Source organism: Pseudomonas sp. 8AS, assembly GCF_902506505.1.
Classification (GTDB): domain Bacteria; phylum Pseudomonadota; class Gammaproteobacteria; order Pseudomonadales; family Pseudomonadaceae; genus Aquipseudomonas.
The window spans coordinates 2499324-2525731 of the sequence record NZ_LR733406.1; the positions used below are offsets into that span (position 1 = coordinate 2499324).

Below are 26408 nucleotides of genomic sequence, written 5' to 3' on the forward strand. Positions count from 1 at the left end.
CGCCAGCCCCTCTAATTCAACCATTTCTCTTTCAGCAGGTATCTCCGTGACAAACCCGATTCAGCACGCGATCGAGTCCCGTGTTTCCACCAATCATTTTCAACCCGGCCGCAGCCTGTCCGACGACATCATCGCTTCGCTGGTCGCCCAGGCCACGCGCGCGCCTTCTGCCTTCAACATGCAGAACTGGCGGTTTGTCGCCGTGCGCTCGGTCGAGGCCAAGGCCCGCCTGAGGTCGCTCGCCTATGACCAGCAGAAGGTGGTGGATGCATCGGTCGCCTTCATCGTCTGCGGCAGGCTTGCCGCACATGCGCAACTGGCCGCCGCGCTTCAGCCCAGTGTGAGCGCGGGCATCATGGAGCAGCAGATGGTCGATGGCTGGGTGGCGCTGGCCAGTGCAGCGCATGAGGGCGATCCTGTTTTGCAGCGCGATGAAGCCATTCGTTCGGCATCACTGGCGGCGATGACATTGATGCTTGCCGCCCAGGGCATGGCGCTGGGCTCATGCGCCATGGCCGGCTTCGATGCCGAAGGTGTGAGTCGGGCGTTTCATTTCGATAGCGCCGAGATTCCCGTTGTCATTGTGACGGTCGGCTATCCGGCGAGCGGCAACTGGCCACAGAAACCACGCAAGCCATTGCCGGAGATTCTCACCATTGTCTGATGCTGGTGGAGTGCGTTGCCGCTGCCATCCAGCGGTTGTGTCGGCAGGGTTTTCTGTAAAACACGACCCGCCCGGACGCAATGGGCATTCCTGAAATGGATCCTTTAGCTGGCTTAGATACTCCTGATTTCTGTAGGGGAGGAATCCATGCCAAACCCGTCCAGTACGGCACTCGGAAGGCGATCCGCAAGGATCGCCTTTTTTGTTTTCAGGCTTTCCCTGGCCGGGCCCCGCTTCAAGGCTTCAGCCCCGCTCGGGTCCGGTTGAGTGCTCGCTCTATTCCGGATGCCAACTCCTGCCGCAGGCAGATCCGCTGCCACTATGGCCTTCTGGTTCCTGCCGGACGCGTCGCCAGTGCGTGCGGAAAAACTGACCTGGATCAATGACTGATGTGATCGCTCGGCAAACGGGCGATTTAGTCATGAAAAGAGAAATGGCTGTCGCCAAATGAAAGGTCGGCGCGGTCCCTCCCTCCTAAATTCCTCCCTCACGGCCTGTCTCGCGGAGCCCGCTCCGGCTCGCTTCGCGTAGTCGCCGCAATACCCCGTTCGACGAACTACGTACCCCCCTGAGGATAAGAAGATGCGCGTAGAACAACTCACCTGCAGTATCGGCGCCGAGCTGGTCGGCGTGAACCTGGCCGATGCCGTTCGCGACGACGGCCTGTTCGGCGAGATCAAGGACCTGCTGCTGCAGCACAAGGTGCTGTTCCTGCGCGACCAGGACATCTCGCGCCCGGACCACGTGGCCTTTGCCCGCCGTCTCGGCGAGCTGGAGGATCATCCGATGGCGCCGACCCACCCGGACGCGCCGGGGCTGGTGCAGATCTACAAGCGCCCCGACCAGCCGATCGACCGCTACGAAAACGCCTGGCACAGCGACGGCTCCTGGCGCGAGACGCCGGCCATGGGCTGCGTGCTGCGCTGCGTGGAGTGCCCGCCGGTCGGTGGCGACACCATGTGGGCGAACATGGTGCTGGCCTACGAGAACCTGCCGCGCGAGATCAAGCAGCGGATCGAGGGGCTGCACGCCAACCACAGCTTCGAGTCGTCCTTCGCCGCCGCCATGCCGCTCGACAAGCGCCTGGCGATGAAGGCGCAGTACCCGGACGCCGAGCACCCGGTGGTGCGTACCCACCCGGTCACCGGCGAGAAGATCCTCTACGTCAACGCCTTCACCACCCATTTCACCGACTACCACACCCCGGGCCGCGTGCGCTTCGGCCAGGACGCCAACCCCGGCGCCAACGACCTGCTGCGCTACCTGGTGAGCCAGGCCTTCGTTCCCGAGTACCAGGTGCGCTGGCGCTGGCAGCCCAACAGCATCGCCATCTGGGACAACCGCAGTACCCAGCACTACGCCGTCATGGACTACCCGGCCTGCCATCGCAAGATGGAGCGCGCGGCCATCATCGGCGACAAGCCCTTCTGATCCACCGAACTGTCAGCACACAACAACGTCACTTGTGAGGATTGCCCCATGAACTTTATCGATGGTTCCCTGTTTGTCGAAAACATGCAGAAACTGGTCATCACCGCCGCCCCCTACGGCCCGGAGTGGATGCCGTCGGACTTCCCCGAAGACATCCCGGTGAGCATGCAGGCGCAGATCCAGAAGGCGGTCGACTGCTACAACGCCGGCGCCACCGTACTCCACGTGCATGTGCGTGAAGAGGACGGCAAGGGCTCCAAGCGCCTGTCCAAGTTCAACGAACTGCTGGCCGGCATCCGCGAGGCCTGCCCGGGCATGATCCTGCAGGTCGGCGGCTCCATCTCCTTCGCCCCCGAGAACGACGGCGACACCGCCAAGTGGCTGAGCGACGACACCCGCCACATGCTGGCCGAGCTCAAGCCGACCCCGGATCAGGTGACCATCGCCATCAACACCAACCAGATGAACGTCTGCGAGCAGATGACCGCCGCCGACATCCGCGGCACTTCGCTGGCCGATCCGGCGATGCTGGCCGCCTACCAGGAAATGACCATCCCGGCCGGGCCGGCCTGGGTCGAGGAGCATATCCGCCGCCTGTCCGCCAACAAGATCCAGACCCACTTCCAGCTGGCCAACATCACCCAGCTCAACACCGTCGAGCGCATGATGCGCCGCGGTGTGTGCAATGTGCCGTTGATCCTCACCTGGGTGGCCATCGGTGGCGGCTTCGACTCGCCGAATCCCTACGACCTGGCCAACTTCGTGCGCGCCTGCCCGGACGGTTCGGTGCTGACCCTGGAAACCAGCATGCGCAACGTACTGCCGCTGAACATGATGGCCATTGCCCTGGGCCTGCACGTGCGTTGCGGCATCGAGGACAACATCTGGAACCAGCGCCAGACCGGCAAGATGACCAGCATCGAGCAGATCGAGCAGCTGGTGCGCATCTCCCGCGAGTTCGGCCGCGAGGTGGCCAACGGCCAGGAGGCGCGCGAGATCTACAAGGTCGGCACCTTCTACGAGAACGCCGACGAGACCCTGGCCAAGAATGGCTTCGCGCCGAATCGCAAGCCGGGGCAGGTGGGCTTCACCCAGCACGCCTGAATCTGCCTTCAAACCTGCGCCGACAGGGCGCGGCGGCCCTGCCGTCGCGCCCTGTCGGCGTTTGTCCCTGACAGGCAATTTCGCCTGTGTCATGAAATGAGAAGTACCTGTCGTCTGATGAGAAGCAGCACGACAGTCCTGCGCCTAGAGTCCAATCATCATCCTTCGACGCATTGCGTCCCCACGGCAGATTGGAGATTCCAGGCATGGCACAGGCCGTTCGCTTCTACGAAACCGGTGGTCCCGAAGTTCTTCGCTTTGAAGAGGTCGAGGTCGGCGAGCCCGGCCCGGGTCAGGTACTGCTGCGCCATGTCGCGGTCGGCCTGAACTACGCCGACACTTATTTCCGCAACGGCACCTACCCGATTCCCCTGCCCAACGGCATGGGCGTGGAAGCCGCCGGCGTGGTCCAGGCGGTGGGCGAGGGCGTGAGCAACGTGGCGGTCGGCGACCGAGTCACCTACACCGGCTTCCTCAACACCCTCGGCGCGTACAGCACCGAGCGCCTGATTTCTGCCGCGCCGCTGATCAAGCTGCCCGACACCATCGCCTTCGAGACTGCCGCGGCCATGACCATGCGCGGCCTGACCTCGGCCTACCTGATGCGTCGCATCCACGACTTCAAGGCTGGCGACACCATCCTGCTGCACGCCGCCGCCGGTGGCGTCGGCCTGATCGTCTCGCAGTGGGCCAAGCTGCTGGGCCTCAACGTGATCGGCACCGTCTCCAGCGACGCCAAGGCCGAAGTGGCCCGCGCCCACGGCTGCGACCACGTGATCAACTACAGCCATGAAGACGTCGCCAAGCGCGTGCGCGAGCTGACCGACGGCGTCGGCGTCAACGTGGTGTTCGACAGCGTCGGCAAGAACACCTTCAACGCCTCGCTCGACTCGCTCAAGCGTCGCGGCCTGCTGGTCTGCGTGGGCACCGCCTCCGGCCCGATCCCGCCGTTCGACCCGGTGCTGCTGGCCATGAAAGGCTCGCTCTACATCACCCGCCCGGCCCTGGCCGACTACATCGCCGACCCGGCCGAGAAGGCCGAACTGGCCGGCGAGCTGTTCGACCACGTCGGCAGCGGCCGGATCAAGATCGAGATCAATCAGCACTACGCCCTGCAGGATGCGGTGCAGGCCCACCACGACCTGGAGTCGCGCAAGACCACCGGCTCGTCGATCTTCGTCATCTAAGGAGGCTGTCATGCAAGTCGAACAACTGACCTGCAGCATCGGCGCCGAACTGGTCGGCGTGAACCTGGCCGACGCCATCCACGACGACGGTCTGTTCGCCGAGATCCGCGCCCAGCTGCTCAAGCACCGCGTGCTGTTCCTGCGTGAGCAGAACTTCAGCCGCGCCGAGCACGTGGCCTTCGCCCGCCGCTTCGGCGAGCTGGAAGACCACCCGGTGGCCGGCAGCGATCCGGAGCATCCGGGCCTGGTGCAGATCTACAAGCGCCCGGACCAGCCGATGGACCGCTACGAGAACGCCTGGCACACCGACGCCACCTGGCGCGAGGCGCCGCCGCTGGGCTGCGTGCTGCGCTGCATCGAGTGCCCGCCGGTCGGCGGCGACACCATGTGGGCGAACATGGCCCTGGCCTACGAGAACCTGCCGGCCGAGGTGAAAGCGAAGATCGAGGGCCTGCGCGCCCGCCACAGCATCGAGGCCAGCTTCGGCGCGGCGATGCCGATCGAGAAGCGCCTGGCGCTCAAGGCCCAGTACCCGGACGCCGAGCACCCGGTGGTGCGCACCCATCCGGAAACCGGCGAGAAGGTGCTGTTCGTCAACGCCTTCACCACCCACTTCAGCAACTACCACACCCCGGCCAACGTGCGCTTCGGCCAGGACGCCAACCCCGGCGCATCCGACCTGCTGCGCTACCTGATCAGCCAGGCCTACATCCCCGAGTACCAGGTGCGCTGGCGCTGGAAGCCCAACAGCGTGGCGATCTGGGATAACCGCAGCACCCAGCATTACGCCGTCATGGACTACCCGCCCTGCCATCGCAAGATGGAGCGCGCCGGGATCATCGGCGACAAGACCTTCTGAGTCGAACACCCCAGATGCGCCACTCACTTTCAATTTTTTGAGGCAACAGATCCATGAACTTCCTTGACGGTTCTCTCTTTCCTGAAAACCAGGACAAGCTCGTCATCACCGCGGCTCCTTATGGCCCCGAATGGTTCCCCTCGGACTATCCGGAAGATATTCCGGTGACCATGGAAGAGCAGATTCAGAAGGCCGTCGACTGCTACGAGGCCGGCGCCTCCGTATTGCACCTGCACGTGCGCGAGCTAGACGGCAAGGGCTCCAAGCGCCTGTCCAAGTTCAACGAACTGATTGCCGGCGTGCGCAAGGCCGTGCCGGACATGGTTATCCAGGTCGGCGGCTCCATCTCCTTCGCGCCCCCGGAAGACGGCGCGGCGGCGAAGTGGCTGCATGACGACACCCGCCACATGCTCGCCGAGCTCGATCCCAAGCCCGACCAGGTCACGGTGACGGTCAACACCACGCAGATGAACGTCATCGAGCAGATGGATGCGCGCGACTATGCCGGCACCTCCATGGGCAGCGATACCTACGAAGCCTACCGCGAGATGATCGTGCCGTCCGGCCCCGGCTTTATCGAGGAGCATGTGCGCCGCCTGAGCGAAGCTGGCATCCAGAGCGCCTTCCAGTTCTACAACATTAACAGCTACGAGTCGGTGGAGCGCCTGATCCGTCGCGGCGTCTACAAGGGCCCGCTGGTGTGCAACTGGGTGGCGATTGGCGGTGGCATGGACCAGCCGCATATCTACAGCATGGCCAACTTCCTGCGCGCCATCCCCGACGGCACCATGCTGACGGTGGAAAGCACCATGCTCAACACCCTGCCGGTCAACCTGATGGGCATGGCGATGGGCCTGCACGTGCGCTGCGGTATCGAGGACAACATCTGGACCCAGGACCGTTCGCGCAAGATGACCTCCGTCGAGCAGATCGAGCAGTTGGTGCGCATCGCCAAAGAGATCGGCCGTCCGGTCGCCAACGGCAAGGAAGCCCGCGAGATCCTCAAGATCGGCGTGTTCTACAACACAGTCGAAGAAACCCTGGCCGCCAACGGCTTTGCCCCGAACCCCAAGGGCGGTCAGCAGGGCTTCCTGCGCAAGTGATCGGTCCGCGGGAATAGGGTGGGGTGGTTATGGCCTGGTGCCTGAACCACCCTGCAGTTTTGCCGCAGCGCCGCTGCGGCAGGTAATCAGTCCCCTGCTGGTCAGGTCAGGGGGCGGATACTGAGTCGCGGGCTTGCACCGCGGCACAGGGGCCGCGAAGGACACGGGAGGCCTGGCCGCCCGTGTTCGACCGACCTCGATCCGATTGTGCAAAGGCTTCTGTCAGATCGGTGCTGCCTGCTTGCCATTACATTGGCCAGCTTACGCACCGGGCGCCGGCTCCCACGAAGGGCCAGCAGAAGCTTTTGCACAACTGGTTCCAGGCACTACAACAACAAGCTCCCAGGAGGCAGCATGGCCGCACATCACATCAGCGACGACGGTATCGATACGTCGCTCGGCATCCCGCGCACCTATGCCTGGATCGTCTTCGCCCTGACTTTCGGCCTGCTGATCTCCGACTACATGTCGCGGCAGGTACTCAATGCCGTGTTCCCGCTGCTGAAGAGCGAGTGGGCGCTGTCCGACAGCCAGCTGGGCCTGCTCAGCGGCATCGTCGCGCTGATGGTCGGCCTGCTGACTTTTCCGCTGTCGCTCCTGGCCGACCGTTTCGGCCGGATCAAGAGCCTGACCATCATGGCCGTGCTGTGGAGCCTGGCGACCCTGGGTTGTGCCTTGGCGGAAAACTATGAGCAGATGTTCGTCGCGCGCTTCCTGGTCGGCGTCGGTGAGGCCGCCTACGGCAGCGTCGGCATCGCCGTGGTGGTCTCGGTGTTCCCCCGCGAGATGCGCGCCACGCTCTCCGGCGCCTTCATTTCCGGCGGCATGTTCGGCTCGGTGCTGGGCATGGCGGCCGGCGGGGTGATGGCCCAGCACTTCGGCTGGCGCTGGGCCTTTGCCGGCATGGCGCTGTTCGGCCTGCTGCTGGCCGTGCTCTATCCGATCATTGTCAGGACCTCGCGTATCGCCCCGCAGGCTGCGGCCGACGCAGCGCGCAAGGCGGCGGACAAGATCAGCCGGCCGCTGCGCACCCTGTATTCCAGTCGTTCGGTGATCAGCGCCTACGTCGGCAGTGGCCTGCAGCTGTTCGTCGGCGGCACCGTGATCGTCTGGATGCCCAGCTACCTCAATCGCTTCTACGGCATGACCACCGACAAGGCCGGTGCGGTGGCGGCGATCATCGTCCTGTGCAGCGGCGCCGGGATGATCCTCTGCGGCATGCTCAGCGACCGCCTGTGCCGCAACCGCCCGGATCGCAAGATCCTGCTGTGCATCGGTTACTGCCTGGGTAGCTGCCTGCTGCTGTCGCTGGCCTTCGCCCTGCCGTTTGGCATGCCGCAGCTGGTGATGATCTGCCTGGGCATGCTGATCGCCGCCGGCACCTCGGGACCGGCTGGCGCCATGGTCGCCAACCTGACCCACTACAGCGTGCATGGCACTGCCTTCGCCACCCTGACCCTGGCCAACAACCTGCTCGGCCTGGCCACCGGGCCGCTGCTGACCGGCAAGGTGTCGGACCTGATCGGCCTGGACAACGCCTTCCAGCTGGTGCCGCTGGTCAGTATCGCGGCGGCGGCGGTGTTCTTCTACGCCAAGCGTCATTACCACAACGACATGGCCCGCCTGAAAGGCCAGGGCGTCGAGGAGAAGTCCGTCGAGGCGGCGCTGGAGGTCCAGTCGTGAGTCGTTCCCTGCGCATCGATGTGTTCTTCGATTTCATCTGCCCCTGGTGCCTGATCGGCAAGCGCCAGCTGGAGCGCGCCCTGGCGCAGCTGCGCGCCAGTGATCCGCAGGTCGAGGTCGAACTGGCCTGGCATGGCGTGCAGCTGCTGCCGCAGATCCCGGCCCAGGGCGAACCCTTCGCCGCGTTCTACCTCAACCGTCTGGGCAGCGCCGAGGCCGTGCGCATGCGCCAGGCCCAGGTGCAGCAGGCCGCTGCGGCTGCCGGGCTGGAGATCAGCCTGGCCAGCATCGCCAGCATGCCCAATACCGCCGATGCCCACCGTCTGCTGCAACGCGCCACTGCGGTGAGCGATCCCGCCCAGCGCGATGTCCTGCTGGAGCGTCTGTTTGCCGCCTATTTCCACAATGGCGAAGACCTCGGCGACCGCGCGACGCTGCTGGCCATCGCCCAGTCCTGCGGCCTTGACGCCGCGGCCGTGGCCGACTGCCTGCGTGGCGATGGCAGCCCCTTCGTCGGCGCGGTCAACGCGGCGGCAGGTGGGGTGCCGCACTTCATTTTCGACCGACGCAAGGCGGTGTCCGGTGCGCAGCCGGCCGAGGTGTTGCTCGCGGCGATGCATGAGGCTCTGGCCCATAGCGCCGTCCAAGGGCAATCGGCATGACTCACCGTGTCGCGGTGCCGGCGGAAAAACTGCCTGAACCGGGCCAGCGTGCCCTGTTCGAATTTACCGACTACAGCCTGGCGCTGTTCAACGTCGACGGCCAGCTGTATGCCATCGACGACAGTTGCCCGCACCAGGGCGCCTCGCTGTGCGGCGGCCAGCTGCAAGGTCGGGCGATCCAGTGCTGCGCCCATGGCCTGCGCTTCGACCTGGCCAGCGGTTACCTGCTCAACTCGACCCGGCTCAAGGTGGTCACCTATCCGGTCGAGTGGGTCGATGGCCAGGCGTTCATCGTTATTGTTCCCGAGGAGTCCCGGCCATGAGCAGCCTTGCGCTTGCCAACATCCAGAGTCGCGTGCGTGAACTGGCGCCGGGCTTCGTCGTCAGCCTGATCGTCGCCGCCGCGGCCACCTTTTTGTCCGAGCATTACGGCGCGCCGGTGATGCTGTTTGCCCTGCTGCTGGGCATGTCGCTGAATTTCCTGGCGGCCGACGGCCAGTGCAAGGCCGGCATCGAGTTCACCGCGCGCAGCGTGCTGCGCATCGGCGTGGCCCTGCTGGGCATGCGCATCACCCTGGAGCAGATCGCCGGGCTCGGCTGGAAACCGGTGGCGCTGGTGGTGACCCTGGTGGTGGTGACCATCCTGGTCTCGGTGGTGGCGGCCAAGGCCCTGGGCTTCCAGCGCCTGTTCGGCATGCTCACCGGCGGCGCCACCGCCATCTGTGGCGCCTCGGCGGCGCTGGCGCTGGCCGCCGCGCTGCCCAACCATCCGCAGAAGGAACGCGCCACCCTGTTTACCGTGATCGGCGTGTCGGCCTTGTCCACCCTGGCGATGATCCTCTACCCGATGATTGCCAACTGGGCCGAACTGTCGCCGCAGCTGGCCGGGGTGTTCCTCGGCGCCACCATCCATGACGTGGCCCAGGTGGTCGGTGCCGGCTACAGCATGTCCACCGAGACCGGCGATACCGCCACCGTGGTCAAGCTGATGCGCGTGGCCATGCTGCTGCCGGTGATCGTCGCCGCGGCCATGATCACCCGCATGCAGGGCGCCGACCCGACCGGCAAGCGCCCGCCGTTGCTGCCCATGTTCGCCGTCGGCTTCCTGGTGCTGGCCTGCGTCAACAGCACCGGCTGGGTGCCGCAGGTGGTGCAGGGCGGGGTCAACGAACTGTCGCGCTGGTGTCTGGTGGTGGCCATCAGTGCCCTGGGCATGAAGACACAGCTCAAGGAACTGGCCTCGGTGGGGATCAAGCCGATCCTGCTGATGGTCGGTGAAACCGTCTTTCTGGTGTTGCTGGTGCTGCTGTTGCTGCGCTGGTTCTGGTAAGGCCGCAAAACCACGGCTTGCAAGTTTATTTTTCCGAGAACCGTTATGAGCCAGAATCCCGAATTGCCGTCGACCGATAGCGCCGCCGACCAGCCCGCTGCGCCCGTGACCAGCGTGGCAAAGCGCAAGCCGCGTACCCCGCGCGCCAAGAGCGCAGGGGAGGGAGCCAAGAGCACCGCCAGCCGTGGCGTACCGGCTGGGAAAGCGCCCGCCAAGGCGCCGGCGAAAAAAGCCGTGATCAAGGCCGCCAAGCCTGTCGCCGAAGTGCCGGCGCCCGAGCTGGCCGCTGCCGCCGAGCGCCACACCCTGGCGGTGACCCCGCTGATCGGCGTGCGCCCGCGCGACGTGCTGGGTGCCGCCGGCAGCTTGCTCAAGGCCGTGGCCCGCACCCCGTTCAAGGCTGGCATGCACAGCGGCAATTACCTGCGCGAGCTGTACCGCATCGCCACCGGCGCCTCGGAGCTGGCGCCGGCACCGAAGGACAAGCGCTTCGCCGATCCGGCCTGGCAGAGCAACGCCTTCCTGCGCGCCCTGGTACAGAGCTACCTGGCCGGCGAGCGCGAGCTCAACGCCTTCATCGAGGCTGCTGATCTGGAAGGCGCCGACAAGGGCCGCGCCCGTTTCGTCGCCTCGTTGCTGGTCGATGCCATGGCGCCCAGCAACCTGCTGCTGACCAATCCCACGGCGCTGCGCAAGGTGGTCGATACTGGCGGGCGCAGTCTGCTGCAGGGCGCCCGCCAGCTGAGCAGCGACCTGTTGCACAACCGCGGCATGCCGAGCCAGGTCGACAGCGAGCCGTTCAAGCTTGGCGAGAACATCGCCACCGCCAAGGGCGAAGTGGTGTTTCGCAACAAGATGTTCGAGCTGCTGCAGTACGCGCCGACCACCCCGAGCGTGTTCGAGCGGCCGCTGGTGATGTCGCCGCCGCAGATCAACAAGTACTACGCGGTGGACCTGTCGCCGGAAAAGAGCCTGATCAAGTGGGCGCAGGACAGCGGCGTGCAGCTGTTCGTCATCAGCTGGCGCAACCCCACCGCCAAGCAGCGCGACTGGGGCCTTTCCGACTACGTGCAGTGCCTGGACCAGGCGGTGGACGTGGCGCGGCAGATCACCGGCAGCGCGGACGTGAACATGTGGGGCTCCTGTTCCGGCGGCATCACCCTGGCCGCCTACCTGGGCTGGCTGGCGGCCGTGGGCGAGAGCGCCAAGGTGGCCAACACCTGCTGGGCGGTGTGCGTACTGGACATGCCCGCGGTGATGGACGACACCAGCATCGGCCTGATCGCCACCCCGGCGGCCCTGGCCGCGGCCAAGGCCAGCTCGCGGCGCAAGGGCGTGCTCAGCGGTCAGGAAATGGCGCGCATGTTCGCCTGGCTGCGGCCCAACGACCTGATCTGGAACTACTGGGTCAACAACTACCTGCTGGGCAACAAGCCGCCGGCGTTCGACATCCTGGCCTGGAACAGCGACACCACGCGCCTGCCTGCCCAGTTGCACGCCGACTACCTGGACCTGATCCAGCACAACCCCTTCAGCAACCCGAACAAGCTGTGGGTGCGCGGCCTGCCGATCGACATGAGCCAGGTCAAGGTCGGCGCCTACGTGATCGGCGGCACCACCGACCACATCACCCCCTGGCAGGGCTGCTACGGCACCGCCCGGCTGTTCGGCGAGGACAGCACCTTCGTCCTGTCCAATGCCGGCCACCTGCAGAGCCTGGTCAACCCGCCGGGCAACCCCAAGGCCCATTTCCATGCCGCCCCGGCCGCCCAGGCCGATGCCGAGGACTGGCTCAAGTCCGCCGGCGAGCGCCAGGAAGGCAGCTGGTGGCCGCACTGGCGGCAGTGGATCGGCGAGCGCTCCGGCGCCAGCCGTAGCGCCCCTAAATCGCTCGGTTCGAAGAAATACCCGACGCTGTGCGCCGCGCCCGGCACCTACGTACTGGAACGCTGAGACAGTAGCCCCCAACCCCGAGGTCATCCATGAACAAGATCTATCCCGATGCCCACGCCGCGCTGGCCGATATCGTCCACGACGGCATCACCATCGCCTCCGGCGGTTTTGGCCTGTGCGGCATTCCCGAGGCGCTGATCGAGGCGCTGGGCGAAACCGGCAAGACCGGCTTCACCATCATCAGCAACAACTGCGGGGTCGACGACTTCGGCCTCGGCCCGCTGCTCTACAGCCGCCAGATCAAGAAGATGATTTCCTCCTACGTGGGCGGCAACAAGGAGTTCGAGCGCCAGTACCTGGCCGGCGAGCTGGAGCTGGAATTCACCCCCCAGGGCACCCTGGCCGAGAAGCTGCGCGCTGGCGGTGCCGGCATTCCGGCGTTCTACACCCGCACCGGCTACGGCACGCTGATCGCCGAAGGCAAGGAGACCCGCCAGTTCGACGGTCACTGGTACGTGATGGAGCCGTCCCTTACCGCCGACGTGGCGCTGATCAAGGGCGCCAAGGCCGACAAGGCCGGCAACCTGATGTTCAACAAGACCGCGCGCAACTTCAATCCGCTGGCGGCCAAGGCCGGCCGGGTGTGCGTGGCCGAGGTGGAGGAAATCGTCGAGATCGGCGAGCTGGACCCGGACGAGATCCACCTGCCGGGCATCTATGTGCAGCGCCTGGTGCTCAATCGCAGCCCGGAAAAACGTATCGAAGTCCGCACGGTGAGGAACTGATCATGGCCTGGACCCGCGAAGAAATGGCGCAGCGCGCCGCCCTTGAGCTGCAGGACGGCTTCTACGTCAACCTCGGCATCGGCCTGCCGACCCTGGTGGCCAACTACATTCCCGACGGCATGGACGTCTGGCTGCAGAGCGAGAACGGCCTGCTCGGCATCGGCCCCTTCCCCGGCGAGGACGAGATCGACGCCGACCTGATCAACGCCGGCAAGCAGACCATCACCACGCTGCCCGGCAGCAGCTTCTTCGACAGCGCCGAGAGCTTCGCCATGATCCGTGGCGGCCACATCAACCTGGCCCTGCTCGGCGCCATGCAGGTGGCCGAGAACGGCGACCTGGCCAACTGGATGATCCCCGGCAAGATGGTCAAGGGTATGGGCGGCGCCATGGACCTGGTGGCCGGCGTCAAGCGCGTGGTGGTGATCATGGAGCACACCGCCAAGGGCGGCGCGCACAAGATCCTCGAACGCTGCGACCTGCCGCTGACCGGCGTCGGCGTGGTCGACCGCATCATCACCGACCTGGCCGTGCTGGACATCACCGAGCAGGGCCTGCGCCTGGTGGAGATGGCCCCGGGCGTGGACTTCGACAGCCTGCAGGCGGCCACCGGTTGCGCCATCCTGCGATGAACGGACGGCCTCGCTTACTCCATGGCGGGGCCCAATCTGGGCCGCTAGCGTCCCCGCGCTATCGGTTCGCTTTCGGCGGCTGCCCAGGCAGCCTGCCGCTTTTTATTCCTCGCGCGGTCGCCGGCAGCCATGGCTGAGTCGACCCGCTTCGTGGCGCTGGTGGCTTGCCTGGTGTCTCTCGGCCAGTTCGCCATCGCCACTTATCTGCCGGCCTTTGCCGCCATTGCCGCCGATCTCGGCGCGACTGCCGTGCAGGTGCAGCAGAGCCTGACTGCCTACCTGCTGCCTTTTGCCCTGGCGCTGCTGGGCCACGGCGCCATTGCCGATGCCTTTGGCCGGCGCCGCTATGTGCTGCTGGGGCTGGCGCTGTTCGTGCTCGGCTCGCTGCTGTGCGCCCTGGCGCAGAACATCCACGGGCTCTACCTGGGGCGGGCGATCCAGGGGCTGGCTGCCGGCATCGGCCTGGTGGTCGGGCGGGCCATGTTGCGCGACCGTTTTGACGGCGTACAGGCCCAGCGTCAGCTGGCGCTGGTGGCCATCCTGTTCTGCCTGGCGCCGGCGCTGGCCCCCCTGTGCGGCGGCTGGCTGTTGCCGCTGGCGGGCTGGCGCGGGGTGTTCGTCTTTCTCGCGCTGCTGGGCGCCGCGTTGCTGTTTGGCAGCTGGCGCCACCTGGCGGAGACCCTGCCGCAGGAGCGCCGCCAATCACTGCGCCCGCGCGCGCTCATCGGCGGTTATGCCGAGTTGCTGCGCGATGGTCGCTTCCTGCTGATCTGCCTGGCCAATGCCGGGGTCAACGTGGCCATCTACCTCTATGTGCTGAGTGCGCCGGTATTCGTCGTGCGTCACCTGGGCCTGGGTGAGCAGTCCTTCGCCTGGCTGTTCCTGCCGCTGGTGGCCGGGCTGCTGATCGGCGCGCTGGCCGCGCACCGCCTGGTCGGGCGGTTGGCAACCAACAGCGGGGTGCTGCTGGGGCATGGCGTGATGTTGATCGCCGGCTTGCTCAATATAGCCCTGGCCCTCTGGCTGCCGGTGGCGCTGCCCTGGGCGGTGCTGGCCCTGCCGCTGTTCGGCGTGGGGCTGATGCTGACCCAGCCGGGCCTGCAGGTGCTGGCCATGGACTGCTTCCCGCAGCGCCGCGGCCTGGCTTCCAGCGCATTCGTCACCCTGCAGCAGTTCGGCAATGCGCTGTCCGCTGCGCTGCTGGTGCCCCTGCTGCTGGGCAGCACCCTGCACCTGGCGCTTGGCATGGCCGGGTTGCAGCTGCTCGGCCTGCTGGCCTTCACCCTGGCGCTGGCGGGGCGAGCCCGACAGCGCCTGGCCAGCAGCGCCTGACGGAGTTCCATCACAACAAGAACAAGGAGAATCCGATGCGCCGTTTCACCCTCTATGTACTGTTGAGCCTGATCTGCCTGTCGTCCCCCGCAGTGCTAGCCGATGCGCGCAGCAACCAGCAGTTGAGCGAGCTGATCAGCCGCAGCCGGCTGCTGTGCGCCAGCGCGCTGCTGTACTTCGATCCGCTGCAGCGCAACCTCGATCCGCGCGGCCTGACCGCCGTTTATTACCACCTCAACACTTTGGACACCCTGGTTGTGCAGCTGGGCCAGCCGGCGGCACTGCAGGCGCCGCTGACGGCGCTGAAGGCAACCTTTAGCCGCCTCGACCGGTTGCCGCCCGCCGAGCGGCAACGCTATCCCGAGTTGCTCGACCAGTTGCTGAGCCAGCAACGCCAGCTGCAGGCGGCGGCCGAAGCAGCCGCAGCGGGGCAGGGCAGCCATCCGCTGCAGCTGCAGAGCCGCGATCTGGCTGAGCTGCTGCTCGACTACCAGATGCGCCACTACCACTGGCCGCAGCCCCGTGCCGACCTGCTGGCGGTCGAGCAGCGCGAGCAGCTCGACCAGGCCATCGGCCAGCGTTTCATCCAGCTGGAACAGGCGCAGCCGGAGCAGGCTGATGCCCTCAAGGCGATCCGCCGCCATTACCAGTTCGTGCGCAAGCAGCTGCACAGCGCCAGCCAGAGCGCCGGGGGCGGCGCCGAGTTCTACCTGAGCCGGGCGGTGCTGGACCTGGACGAACTGGCCGCCAGCCAGCTCTGAATACATGTCTGCCAAGGAGTTCGAGATGACGGATACCGTACTGATCACCGGGGTTTCCTCCGGTATCGGCCTGGATTGTGCTCAGCTGTTGATCGACAGGGGGTACCGGGTGATCGGCACCCTGCGCCGGATGGAGGAGGCCGAGCGCCTGCGCCTGACCTTCGGCCCGGCCTTTGTGCCGTTGCTGCTGGATGTCACCGACCAGGCCGCGCTACCGGCAGCGGTCGCGCGGGTGCGCCACTGGCTGGGCGATGAGCCGCTCTTCGCGCTGATCAACAATGCCGGCATTGCCTCGCCCAACGGTCCGCTGCTGCTGCAGCCGCTGGAGGAGATGCGCGGCATGTTCGAGGTCAACCTGTTTGGCCTGCTGGCCTTGACCCAGGCCTTTGCCCCGCTGCTGGGGGCAGGTCCCGGGCGGGCCGCGCGGGTGATCAATATCGGCTCGGTATCGGGCCGCGTGGCAACCCCCATGACCGGCTGCTACGCGGCGACCAAGCATGCCCTGGAGGCGGTCAGCGATGCGCTGCGCGTCGAGCTGAGTGCCCAGGGCATCGAGGTGGTGCTGATCGAGCCGGGGCCCGTGCGCACGCCGATCTGGAGCAAGGCCCAGCCCGATCCGCGCTACGCCGCCGGCGACTATGCGCAGGCCATGGACGCCCTGCAGGCCCTGGTGGCGCGCAACGCCGAGCAGGGCGCGCCGGTCGGGCGGGTCAGCCAGGCGGTGCTGCGTGCGCTGCAGGCCAGGCGGCCGCGAGCCCGCTATCCGCTACACCCGATGTGGTACCTGGCGCGCTGCTTGCCGACTCGCCTGCTCGATCGCCTGCTGGCCACTCGCCTGGCCCTCAGGCGGCCGGCCTGAGTCGGCTCAGCTGTTCTTGCGCGGGACGATGTTGTGCTCGCTGCGCCAGGCGGCCGGCGGCATGCCGAACTGGGAGATGAACCAGCGGGTGAAGGAGCTGGGCAGCGAGTAGCCGAGCATGTCGGCGATGCGTGCCAGGGAGTAGCCGGGGTTTTCCATGTAGCGAATCACCAGGTCGCGACGCACGCTGTTGATCAGCTCGCTGAAGGTGGTGCCGCCTTCATCCTCCAGGCGTCGCTGCAGGGTGCGCACGTTCATGCCCTGGGCCTGGGCGATCTGCTCGATGGTGGCCCGGCCCATCGGCAACAGCAGGTAGATGGCCTTGCGCACGTCCAGCGCCAGGGAGTGTTCGCCGGCATTCTGCAGGGAGTCCAGATAGCGCTGGGCGTGGCGTGCCATGGCGGCATTGGCCAGCGGGTTGGCGGTATCCAGGTTGGCCGAGGGGCAGACGATGCCGTTGAACTCGCTGCCGAACTCCAGCGGGCAGGCAAACATGCGCCGATGCACCGAAAGATCGGCCGGGGCCTCGTGGGTGAAGTTGACGCTGATCGGGTGCCAGTGCGCGCCGAGCAGGGCGGCGCAGAAGCGGTACATCACGCCGATGGCCAGCTCGATGGCCTGGCGGCTGTGGGTGGGGTAGTGGCTGACCACTTCCTCGCGAATGATCACCGTCTTGCCGGCTTCCTCGATATAGATCGCCAGCGAGTCATTCATCAGGTGGCGATATTGCACGATCACCTGCAAGGCATCGCGCAGGCTACGCTGGTGGCTGAGCAGCAGGCTGACCTCGCCGAAGTCGGAAAGCTGGCGCAGTTCGGCCATGCGCAGACCGAAGGTCTCGCAGCCGCTCTCGCGGGCCGATTCTTCCATCAGGCGGATGGCCGCCTCCACCGGGATGCGCTGCTCGGGGTCGTTGAGCACGGACTGGCTCAGACCGGCGTTGGACATCAGGGTGTGGCTGTTCAGACCGTACTGGCGGGCAACTTCCAGGTAGTTGGTCAATACGGCGGAACGGGCTTGGGCAGTCATGGTGGGGCTCGCTCTCGGGGCGGCTCTTGGTTGGCCGCGTGGCTTGGCAGGCCGATAGCTTACAAGACTTTAGTCATGAAATGAAAAGTGCCTGGCAGCTAAAGCTAAGCGACCGGCACGCCGCGTTTCTACAATCCTGACCCCTCGGCTGGGTTAATCCACCCGGCATGGCAACTTCCCCTAGGCCCACGGCTGCGGGGCGTAAGCGAGCGCCTGTCTCTGCCTTCGCGCATCCACTGCGTGAGCGTGGCGGCGGAGTGCGATCCCGGTTGGCAGTCGCGCGGTATCACGCGCAGGAGTAACGATGCGAATCAACATGCCGCTCAGTGGTCGTGAATGTACCTACCCGGCCGACCAACGTCTGATTTCCGTCACCGATACCCAGGGCCGGATCACCTACTGCAATGACGAGTTCGTCGCCGTTAGTGGCTTCAGCCGCGAGCAGCTGATCGGCAGCCCGCACAACCTGGTGCGTCACCCGGAAATGCCGTCCCGGGTATTCCAGCAGATGTGGGAGTACCTCAAGGCCGGCAAGAGCTGGATGGGCATCGTCAAGAACCGCTGCAGCAACGGTGATCACTACTGGGTCAATGCCTATGTCACGCCCATTCTCGAACAGGGCCGGGTGGTGGGCTACGAGTCGGTGCGGGTCAAGCCCGATGCCGATCAGGTACGCCGCGCCAGTGCCCTGTATGCGCGCCTGAACCAGGGTCGTGCGGCGGCTTCGCTGGGCGAGCGTCTGGGGGTGGCGGCGCGCTTCCTGTTGCTGCCGCTGCTTGGCGCGGCGCTGGGGCCATGGCTGTTCATGGCCGGCCATGGCGGCCTCGGTATTGCGCTGTTGGTGCTGGCGTCGCTGGGGCAGACCATCGCCACCATGGGCTTCGTCAAGCGTGCCCTGCTGCGGGTGGCCCAGACCGCGCCCAAGGCCTTCGACAGCGAGCTGGTGGCGCACACCTATACCGACGACACCGGCGCCGTGGCGCGCCTGCAGTTGGTGCTGATCAGCGAGGGTACGCGGATTCGCACCGCCCTCGGCATACTCGGCGACTATGCCACGCGCACCGCCAGCCAGGCCTCACAAAATGGCCAGCTGGTGCAGCAGGCCGAACAGGCGTTGCAGGCGCAGCGTATCGAGGCCGACATGGCGGCCACCGCGATGAACCAGATGGCCGCCTCGATCAGCCAGGTCGCCGTGCATGTGCAGCAGACGGCCGAGGAGGCGCGCCAGGTCAATCAGCTGTCGCTCGACGGCAGCCGCCAGGCCCAGCAAAGCCGCGCGGTGGTGGAGAAACTGGCACGCACGGTGGATGGCATCAGCGCCTCGGTGGCGGGGCTGGCCAGCGAGGCGCAGTCGATCCAGCAGGCGGCCAACATGATTCGCGCGATTGCCGAGCAGACCAATCTGCTGGCGCTGAATGCCGCCATCGAGGCGGCCCGGGCCGGCGAGCAGGGTCGTGGGTTCGCCGTAGTGGCCGACGAGGTGCGCGCCCTGGCTTCGAAGACCCAGGAGTCCACCGAGGCCATCCAGGGCATCATCGCCAGTCTGCAGGCTGTGGCCGGTCAGGCGGTGCAGATCGCCCGTCAGGGCAGCGAAGAGGCGCGTGCCGGGGTGGCGCGGGTGGTCGAGACCGAGCAGGCGCTCGATGGCATCACCGCCGCGGTCGAGCGCATCCACCAAATGGCCGAGCAGATGGCCAGCGCAGCGGAGCAGCAGAACCTGGTGGCCGAGGACGTTTCGCGGCAGATCAGTACCATCTCCATGGCCGCCGAACAGAATGCCGAAGTCACCGCGCGTTCCGCCCAGCTGGGCGGCGAGCTGGAGGCCACCGCGCATTCCCTGCATGCCCTGGTTGCGCGCTTCAATACCTGAGTGGATGGCGAACATGGATATGCGAGTGAGCCACGAAGAGGCGGGTTTCGGTCTGGGTGAGCTGGCCAGTGCGGTGTTCGATACGGCGGTCGATAGCATGGTCGTGATCGATGCGCGCGGCCGGGTGCGCGAGCTCAATCCGGCCGCGGTGCGCACCTTCGGCTATGCCCGTGAGGAGCTGCTCGGGCTGAATATCAATGTGCTGATGCCCGAGCCCTATCACAGCCAGCACGATAGCTATCTGGCCAACTACCAGCACAGCGGCCGGCCCAGGATCATCGGCAAGGGCCGCGAAGTCATGGGGCGGCGCAAGGATGGCAGCTGCTTTCCCCTGCACCTGAGCGTCGGCGAGCTGGAGCTGGGTGGGCAGCGCCTGTTTGTCGGCATCTGCCATGACATCAGCGAGCGGCGTGCCCTGCATGAGCGCCTGACCCATCTGGCCAACTACGATGTGCTGACCGGCTGCCTCAATCGCCACCAGCTGCGCGAGTGCCTGCAGCAGGCGATGAATGCCAGTGACGAGAGCGGGCGCAGCCTGGCCGTGCTGTTTATCGACCTCGACGGCTTCAAGCAGATCAACGACCGCCACGATCACCAGGTCGGTGACCGCCTGCTCGCCGATGTCGCCCAGCGCCTGCGCGGCGCCCTGCGCCAGGGTGACCAGCTGGCGCGGGTCGGCGGCGACGAGTTTGTGGTGATTGCGCCGATGGGCGTGCAGCACAATGAGCCGCTGCGCCTGGGCGAACGCCTGATTGAGTGCATGCTGCCGCGCTTTCGAGTCAATGGTCTCAGCCTGAGCGTGGGTGCGAGCCTGGGCATCAGCCTCTATCCCGGCGACAGCCAGGGCGTCGACCAGTTGCTCAACGATGCCGACCTGGCCATGTACCAGGCCAAGGCAGCGGGAGGCAATTGCCTGCGCATGTTCCGGCGCGAGTTGCGCAGCCGTACGGAGGCGCGCCTGCAGATGCTCGATCGCCTGCGCGAGGCCTTGAAGGAGGAGCGCCTGCAGCTGCATTACCAGCTGCAGTACAGCCTCGAGGAGCCGCCGCGCCCGGTGGGCATCGAAGCCCTGCTGCGCTGGCACGATGCCGAGTATGGCCAGGTGCCGCCGGCAGAATTCATTGGCCTGGCCGAGGAGTACGGGCTGATTGGCGCCATCACCCACTGGGTGCTGGAACGTGCCTGTCGCGACAACCTGGCGCTGATTCGCAGCGGCCTGCTCGATGTGCCGGTGGCCGTGAACATCTGTGGCTCGACCTTCCTGCGCGAGGACTTCCTCGCCCTGATTGGCGAGTGCCTGGCGCGTACCGGCCTGCCCAGCGAGCGCCTGGAGCTGGAGATCACCGAGCGGGTGGCGGTAAGCAATATCGAGGAGGCGCTGCAGATCATCAACAGCCTGCGCGCCAGTGGCGTGGTGGTGAGCATGGATGACTTCGGTACCGGCTATTCGTCACTCGGGGCGCTCAAGCAACTGCCCTTCGACCGCTTGAAGATCGATCGCAGCTTCATCGCCGGTCTGCCAGCGGATGCCGTCGACCAGGCCATTGTCTGTGCCGCCGTGCAGGTGGCTGCCAGCCTGGGCATCACGGTAGTGGCCGAGGGTATCGAAACTCCGGAGCAGCTTGCCTGCCTGCGTGCCAATGGCTGCGACCATGGTCAGGGCTACTGGCTGGCCAGGCCGATGCCGCTCAAGCAATTGCGGGCGCTGCTGCTGGTCAGGCTGGCGGCGCAAACTCCGAACTAAGCTGTTTCGGCAAGCATTGCTGGGGAGGCCGTGGCTGCAACAGGGCTGGTAGTCGTGCGGCTGCCGAACGAAATCGCAGCCGCTGTGTGCTGTCCGCAGGCTTTGAATGGCGGGCGTAGTGACGTGCCGTCGCGTGACACTAATGGGTGTGCTGGTCGTATTGGTCGCGTGTCACCAAATGAAAAATGGCTGACGTGAAATGTGAAGCGGGCTAAGGGGGGAGAACCTTACTGTTGTTCTCAACGACTTTCCGGCTGCCCGCAGGGCCGGCCCCAACCGAAAAGGTGTCGATGTGGATAAGCTGCAAACCCATGCCACTGTGCTGATCGTTCCCGGCCTGCGCGAGCATGTGCCGCAACACTGGCAAACCCTGCTCGAGGCCAAGCTGGGCAAGGTGCGCTCGGTGCCGCCGCTGGAAGAGAACAAGCTGAGCCTGGATGCACGCGTCGAGGCCATCCAGCACGAGTTGGAGCAGATCGACGGCCCGGTGATCCTGGTCGCTCACAGCGCCGGTGTGCTGATGGTGGTGCATTGGGCTGCCCGCTACGCCCGCCCGATCAAGGGCGCGCTGCTGGCCGCGCCGCCGGACATGGCCGCCACCTGGCCGGACAACTACCCGACTCCTGACGCCCTGCGTGCCAACGGCTGGGAGCCACTGCCCCAGAGTCGTCTACCCTTTCCCAGTATCCTGGCTGCCAGCACCAACGATTACCTGGCCAGCATCGAGGCCGCAGCCGCCATGGCCGACACCTGGGGCAGCGAGCTGCTGAACCTGGGGGAGGTCGGCCACCTGAACCCGGCCGCCGGCTTCGGCGAGTGGCCGCAGGCCGAGGAACTGATCCGCCGGCTCGACAACTGAATACCTTTGCCGCCCGCGCCGGGCGCCGGAGGAATCCGGTAGTCGACGCGGGCTGCAGTCTCACCAACCACCACCGTCCAAGCGTGGAGAAAGCTAGATGCACAATAACAACAAGCATCACCTTGCCTGCCTGCCAAAGAGCCTGCTGGCCTCGGCCATCCTGATGGGCCTCGGCCTCGGCACAGCCCAGGCGCTGGAACTGGAAACCGGCAGCGAGGACTGGAACGTCCGCTTCGACAACACCGTCAAGTACAACTACGGTGTGCGCACCGAGAGCGCCGACAAGCGCATGCTGGCCACGCCGAACAACAACGACGGCGACTACAACTTCCGCAAGGCCGGTACCAACATCACCAACCGCGTCGACCTGCTGACAGAGTTGGATGTGGTCTACCAGAACAGCATGGGCTTTCGCGTCAGCGCGGCTTCCTGGTACGACAAGGCCTATGACAATACCGGGTCGAACTCCAATCCGTTGGTCAATGGCAATGACGCGGCTACAGGGCCTACCAGTCCTACATCTCCCTTGTATACCCCCTTTGGCAGCCCGCATCTGAGCCGCTATGCCCAGCGCTACTACAGTGGTCCGTCCGGCGAGATTCTCGATGCCTTCCTGTTCTACAGCACCGAGGTCGGTGATGAGTCAATGTTCAGCGTCAAGGCCGGCCAGCACAACGTGTTCTGGGGAGAGACCGTGCTCAGCGCGGTGCACTCGCTGAGTTACGGTCAAGCAGGTCTGGACCTGGCCAAGGCCGCCGCCTCTCCGGGTACCGAGGCCAAGGAGCTGTTCCTGCCGCGCAACCAGATTTCTACTAGCTTTACCGTCAACTCCGAACTGACCTTGGGTGCCCAGTACTTCTTCAAGTGGGATCCGGCTCGACTGTCCGAGGCAGGCACCTATTACGGTGGCTCGGATCTGGTGGGCGTAGGTGCGCAAAGCTTCCTGCTGGGTAATGGCTATGCAGGGGGAACATTTGTTGGCCCTACCGCCCTGAATACAGTGCGTCGTGGTGAAGATTACACCCCGGATGATCGTGGTGACTGGGGCGTTATGGCCAAGTGGTCTCCGGAGTGGCTCGATGGCACTCTGGGCCTCTACTACCGCAATACTTCCGATGTGTTGCCGCAGGCTGTGGTGGATGCACGTAGTTTCGTTGGTGGCGCCACTGTCGCTACTCTCGATTATAAATTCGCATATGGCGATGAGATCGATATCTATGGTCTCAGCCTGTCCAAGGATTTCGGTGGCGTCAGCGTCGGTAGCGATCTGAACATCCGCAAGAACATGCCGCTTGCCAGTATTCCTGCCATTTACAGCCCGGCCTTGGCTGCGGGAACGGGCTTTGCTGGCGCGTTTGCTGGTAGGCCACGTAGCGGAGGTACAGGCGTTGTTAATTACGCGCCGGAGGACGGCGACAGTATGGCCGCTACCGGCGATACCCTGCACTGGACCATCAACGGTCTGGTAGCTATTGCCGAGACGCCCTTCTTCGACTCCGCCAGCCTGCTGGGCGAGCTGTACTACAGCAACCTGCTGAGCCTCGATAGCAAGAACGAAGCGCTGTACAAGGGCAAGGATACTTATCGTGGTGCGGATAAGGCCACTCGCGACAACTGGGGCATCGCCGTCAACTTTACCCCGACCTGGTACCAGGTGTTCCCGGGCGTGGACTTCACCGCCCCAATGTCGGTCAACCTGGGCATCGATGGCAACTCGCCGGTGCAGGGCGGTGGCGCGGAAGACACTGGCACCTATTCCGTGGGTGTCGGCGCGGCCATCTACAACCAGTACTACGTCGACCTCAAGTATGTGGATGCCTTCGGTGAAGCGACCAAGTGCGATAACGGTCTCGCCGATGGAGCGACCCCTACGGCTCTGGATGTTGGTGAGCGCTACACATGCTATCCAGGCGGCTACTCGTCCTTCTCGGGCTCCGGTGCCACCGAGGACCGCGGCGCCATGTACCTGACCTTCAAAACCACTTTCTGATCCACGAATTGCTAGCCTCTGAGCAGGAGAACAACAAGATGAAATTCGTGCAAACCCTACTGGCTGCATCCCTTGCCCTGGCCGCAGCCCAGGCCCAGGCCGCCGTATCCGCCAGCGAGGCGGCCAAGCTAGGTCAGTCGCTGACTCCGGTCGGCGCCGAGATGGCCGCCAGCGCCGATGGCTCCATCCCGGCCTTCAGCGGCGGCCTGAAGACCGCCCCGGCCGACTTCAAGGCCGGTGACACCGTGCGTCCCGATCCCTTCGCCGGCGAGCAGCCGCTGCTGGTGATCGACGGCAAGAATGCCGACCAGCACAAGGACCAGCTGACCGCCGTGACCTACGAGCTGGCCAAGCGTTTCCCCAGCTTTCGCGTCGACGTCTACCCGACCCACCGCACCGCCACCATGCCCCAGGCGCTGCTGGACAACACCCTGAAGAACGCCACCGGCGCCAAGTCGCTGGAAGGCGGCAACGCCATCGAGAACGTGCTGCCGGGCATTCCCTTCCCGATCCCGCAGTCCGGCGCCGAGGCCATGTGGAACCACCTGCTGCGCTTCCAGGGTGCCGGCTACACCACCAAGTACGATTCCTGGAACGTCGACTCCGCCGGCGTCGCCACCCTGGCCACCACCGGCACCGCGTTCAACGCCTTCCCGATCTATGAAGACGCCAACAAGGTGATCGACGCCAAGGACATCTACTTCCAGACCAAGCTGTACTACAGCGGCCCGGCCCGCCGTGCCGGCGAGTCGCTGATGCTCAAGGACGCCGCCAACCCGCTGACGCAGCCGCGCCGCGCCTGGCAGTACCTGCCTGGCGTGCGTCGGGTGAAGCTGGCGCCGAACCTGGCCTACGACACCCCGAACCCGGGCACCGCAGGCTCCGGCACCTACGACGACATCTACGTGTTCAACGGCGCGCTGGATCGCTACGACTGGAAACTGGTCGGCAAGCAGGAAGTGTTCGTGCCCTACAACACCTACAAGCTCACCTACATCAAGGATCCCAAGCCGCTGACCACGCCGAACCACCTGGCGCCGGAATTCGTGCGCTGGGAGAAGCACCGCGTGTGGGTAGTGGAAGGCAGCCTGAAGTCCGGCATGCGCCACGTGTATGCCAAGCGTCGCTTCTACCTCGACGAGGACACCTGGAACGCCCTGGCCTCGGACCAGTATGACGCCGGCGGCAAGCTGTACCGCGGCTCCTACAGCTTCCTGACCCAGAGCTACGACGTGGACACCCCCAACACCGCTCCGCACGTGATCTATGATCTGGTGGGTGGCAGCTACAACATCAACGGCGTGGTCGGCCCGTACGGCGGCATCAAGTACATCGAGCCGCTGTCCAAGGCCCAGTGGTCGCCCGAGGCCCTGGCCGGCGCCGGCATCCGCTGAGTGCCACCGGCGCCGGGTTCGCCCGGCGCCGGATACCCGCCGCCCGATGGCGCGGGAAGGTTTTCCTGACCCTGCACGTAGGTTGCCGGTGCGTGACCGGCGCAACACCCGTGCGGGGCTTTTTTTTCAGATGAGGACGCGGTATGTGTGCTTTGCGAGGGTACGTGCGGCTCGCTCTGGGTGCCTTGTTGGCGCTGCTGGCAGGTGGTGCCTGGGCCAATGGCTATGTCGATGTGCTGGACCTGCCGGCCAAACCCAGCGCGCTGGCCGTGCGCAGCCCGCTGCTGGACCTGGACCTGGCCGGTAACCGCCTGGTGGCGGTCGGCCAGCGTGGTCACATTGTCTATTCCGACGACGCCGGGCAGAGCTGGCAGCAGGCCGAAGTACCGGTCAGCGTCGATCTCAACGCGGTGCACTTCGCCAATCCCAGCCTGGGCTGGGCGGTGGGCAACGACGGGGTGATCCTGCACAGCGACGATGGTGGCCGCCACTGGCGCAAGCAGCTGGACGGCCGGCAGATCGGCACCCTGCTGATCGAGCACTACAGCGCCCTGGCCCAGCTGGAGCCGGACAACGAACAGTGGGCCCTGCTGGCCGCCGAGGGCGAGCGGCTGAAGACCGAGGGCGCCGACAAGCCGTTCCTCGATGTGTGGTTCGCCGATGCCCAGACCGGCTTTGCCGTGGGCGTGTTCAACCTGATCCTGGCCACCCGCGACGGCGGCCAGACCTGGGACCCGCTGCAGGACCGCACCGACAACCCCATGGGCCTGCACCTGACCGCACTCAACAGCACCGGCGATGCGCTCTACCTGGTCGGCGAGCAGGGCCTGCTGCGCCGCTGGGACAGCGAGGCCAAGCGCTTCGCCGCCGTACCCAGCCCCTACGAGGGCAGCTACTTCGGCGTCGTCGGCAAACCCGGCGAGGTGCTGGTCTACGGCCTGCGCGGCCATGTGTTCCACAGCCGCGACGGCGGGCAGAACTGGCAGCAGCTCGATAGCGGCCTGCAGGTCAGCATCACTGCCGCCACCAAGGACCGTGGCGGGCGCTACCAGCTGTTCACCCAGGCCGGCCACCGCCTGCAGGTGGAAGACGATCTCAGCCTGCGCCTGATGCCGCAGCAGGGCCAGGCGCCGGTTGCCGGCGCCGCGCTGTCGGCCAAGGGCGAGCTGGTGCTGGTGGGCGGTCGCGGTGTACGCAGCCTGCCTGGCGAATAACGACAAGAATCGGAGCGAGTACC

Annotated in this window: 23 protein-coding genes; 22 read left to right on the forward strand and 1 reads right to left on the reverse strand. The window is 65.8% G+C overall.

The annotated features are described in order from the left end of the window. The first annotated feature begins 58 nt into the window (after positions 1 to 58). The 16 genes from GV001_RS11645 (at position 59) to GV001_RS11720 (ending at position 16285) form a co-directional block, all read left to right on the forward strand. A complete protein-coding gene (locus GV001_RS11645; protein ID WP_256664996.1) occupies positions 59 to 664 on the forward strand; it encodes a nitroreductase family protein in 606 nt (201 codons plus the stop codon). A 582-nt stretch (positions 665 to 1246) separates the two neighbouring features. Further along, positions 1247 to 2095 (forward strand): TauD/TfdA family dioxygenase, encoded by an 849-nt coding sequence (locus GV001_RS11650; protein WP_160079946.1) that lies wholly within the window; start codon positions 1247 to 1249, stop codon positions 2093 to 2095. A gap of 48 nt (positions 2096 to 2143) precedes the next feature. Continuing rightward, positions 2144 to 3199, forward strand: a complete 1056-nt coding sequence (locus GV001_RS11655; RefSeq protein WP_160079948.1) for a 3-keto-5-aminohexanoate cleavage protein — start codon at positions 2144 to 2146, stop codon at positions 3197 to 3199. Positions 3200 to 3405: 206 nt separating this feature from the next. Beyond that, positions 3406 to 4386 carry a quinone oxidoreductase gene (locus GV001_RS11660; RefSeq protein ID WP_160079950.1) on the forward strand — a complete coding sequence of 327 codons (981 nt, stop codon included), beginning with the start codon at positions 3406 to 3408 and terminating at the stop codon, positions 4384 to 4386. 10 nt (positions 4387 to 4396) lie between these two features. Then, positions 4397 to 5245, forward strand: a complete 849-nt coding sequence (locus tag GV001_RS11665) for a TauD/TfdA family dioxygenase (protein WP_160079952.1) — start codon at positions 4397 to 4399, stop codon at positions 5243 to 5245. 53 nt (positions 5246 to 5298) lie between these two features. After that, positions 5299 to 6348 (forward strand): 3-keto-5-aminohexanoate cleavage protein, encoded by a 1050-nt coding sequence (locus tag GV001_RS11670; RefSeq protein WP_160079954.1) that lies wholly within the window; start codon positions 5299 to 5301, stop codon positions 6346 to 6348. 354 nt (positions 6349 to 6702) lie between these two features. Further along, positions 6703 to 8031 (forward strand): MFS transporter, encoded by a 1329-nt coding sequence (locus tag GV001_RS11675; protein ID WP_160079956.1) that lies wholly within the window; start codon positions 6703 to 6705, stop codon positions 8029 to 8031. Next, a complete protein-coding gene (locus GV001_RS11680; protein WP_160079958.1) occupies positions 8028 to 8693 on the forward strand; it encodes a DsbA family oxidoreductase in 666 nt (221 codons plus the stop codon). Before GV001_RS11675 ends, GV001_RS11680 begins: the two co-directional genes overlap by 4 nt. Then, complete coding sequence (locus tag GV001_RS11685) at positions 8690 to 9016, forward strand: Rieske 2Fe-2S domain-containing protein (RefSeq protein WP_160079960.1); 327 nt, start codon at positions 8690 to 8692, stop codon at positions 9014 to 9016. The genes GV001_RS11680 and GV001_RS11685 overlap by 4 nt, the downstream gene beginning before the upstream one ends. Continuing rightward, a complete protein-coding gene (locus GV001_RS11690; protein WP_160079962.1) occupies positions 9013 to 10023 on the forward strand; it encodes a YeiH family protein in 1011 nt (336 codons plus the stop codon). The genes GV001_RS11685 and GV001_RS11690 overlap by 4 nt, the downstream gene beginning before the upstream one ends. A 45-nt stretch (positions 10024 to 10068) precedes the next feature. Further along, positions 10069 to 11976, forward strand: coding sequence for an alpha/beta fold hydrolase (locus GV001_RS11695; RefSeq protein ID WP_160079964.1), 1908 nt, complete (start codon positions 10069 to 10071; stop codon positions 11974 to 11976). A gap of 29 nt (positions 11977 to 12005) precedes the next feature. Then, a complete protein-coding gene (locus GV001_RS11700) occupies positions 12006 to 12701 on the forward strand; it encodes a CoA transferase subunit A (protein ID WP_160079966.1) in 696 nt (231 codons plus the stop codon). Between the two features lie 2 nt (positions 12702 to 12703). Then, positions 12704 to 13333, forward strand: a complete 630-nt coding sequence (locus GV001_RS11705) for a CoA transferase subunit B (protein ID WP_160079968.1) — start codon at positions 12704 to 12706, stop codon at positions 13331 to 13333. 129 nt (positions 13334 to 13462) lie between these two features. Continuing rightward, positions 13463 to 14665, forward strand: coding sequence for a multidrug effflux MFS transporter (locus GV001_RS11710; RefSeq protein WP_160079970.1), 1203 nt, complete (start codon positions 13463 to 13465; stop codon positions 14663 to 14665). A gap of 35 nt (positions 14666 to 14700) precedes the next feature. Next, on the forward strand, positions 14701 to 15426 hold the full coding sequence (locus tag GV001_RS11715) for a hypothetical protein (RefSeq protein ID WP_160079972.1): 726 nt from the start codon (positions 14701 to 14703) through the stop codon (positions 15424 to 15426). Positions 15427 to 15451: 25 nt separating this feature from the next. Further along, a complete protein-coding gene (locus GV001_RS11720) occupies positions 15452 to 16285 on the forward strand; it encodes an SDR family oxidoreductase (protein ID WP_160079974.1) in 834 nt (277 codons plus the stop codon). Positions 16286 to 16291: 6 nt separating this feature from the next. Here GV001_RS11720 and GV001_RS11725 read toward each other — a convergent pair whose 3' ends face one another. Beyond that, the gene (locus tag GV001_RS11725) at positions 16292 to 17314 is read right to left on the reverse strand and encodes an AraC family transcriptional regulator (RefSeq protein ID WP_160079976.1); all 1023 of its coding nucleotides are present in this window, start codon (positions 17312 to 17314) and stop codon (positions 16292 to 16294) included. A 304-nt stretch (positions 17315 to 17618) separates the two neighbouring features. Between GV001_RS11725 and GV001_RS11730 the strand changes: the two genes are divergently transcribed. From GV001_RS11730 to GV001_RS11755, 6 genes are all read left to right on the forward strand, one after another. After that, the gene (locus tag GV001_RS11730) at positions 17619 to 19184 is read left to right on the forward strand and encodes a PAS domain-containing methyl-accepting chemotaxis protein (RefSeq protein ID WP_160079978.1); all 1566 of its coding nucleotides are present in this window, start codon (positions 17619 to 17621) and stop codon (positions 19182 to 19184) included. A 13-nt stretch (positions 19185 to 19197) separates the two neighbouring features. Next, positions 19198 to 20928, forward strand: a complete 1731-nt coding sequence (locus GV001_RS11735; protein WP_160079980.1) for a bifunctional diguanylate cyclase/phosphodiesterase — start codon at positions 19198 to 19200, stop codon at positions 20926 to 20928. Positions 20929 to 21220: 292 nt separating this feature from the next. After that, positions 21221 to 21787: an alpha/beta hydrolase gene (locus tag GV001_RS11740; RefSeq protein ID WP_160079982.1), complete on the forward strand. Its 567-nt coding sequence runs from the start codon at positions 21221 to 21223 to the stop codon at positions 21785 to 21787. A 97-nt stretch (positions 21788 to 21884) separates the two neighbouring features. Then, a complete protein-coding gene (locus GV001_RS11745) occupies positions 21885 to 23777 on the forward strand; it encodes a DUF1302 domain-containing protein (RefSeq protein ID WP_160079984.1) in 1893 nt (630 codons plus the stop codon). Positions 23778 to 23815: 38 nt separating this feature from the next. Next, a complete protein-coding gene (locus tag GV001_RS11750; RefSeq protein WP_160079986.1) occupies positions 23816 to 25171 on the forward strand; it encodes a DUF1329 domain-containing protein in 1356 nt (451 codons plus the stop codon). Between the two features lie 143 nt (positions 25172 to 25314). Next, the gene (locus GV001_RS11755) at positions 25315 to 26385 is read left to right on the forward strand and encodes a YCF48-related protein (RefSeq protein ID WP_160079988.1); all 1071 of its coding nucleotides are present in this window, start codon (positions 25315 to 25317) and stop codon (positions 26383 to 26385) included. Positions 26386 to 26408 lie beyond the last annotated feature (23 nt).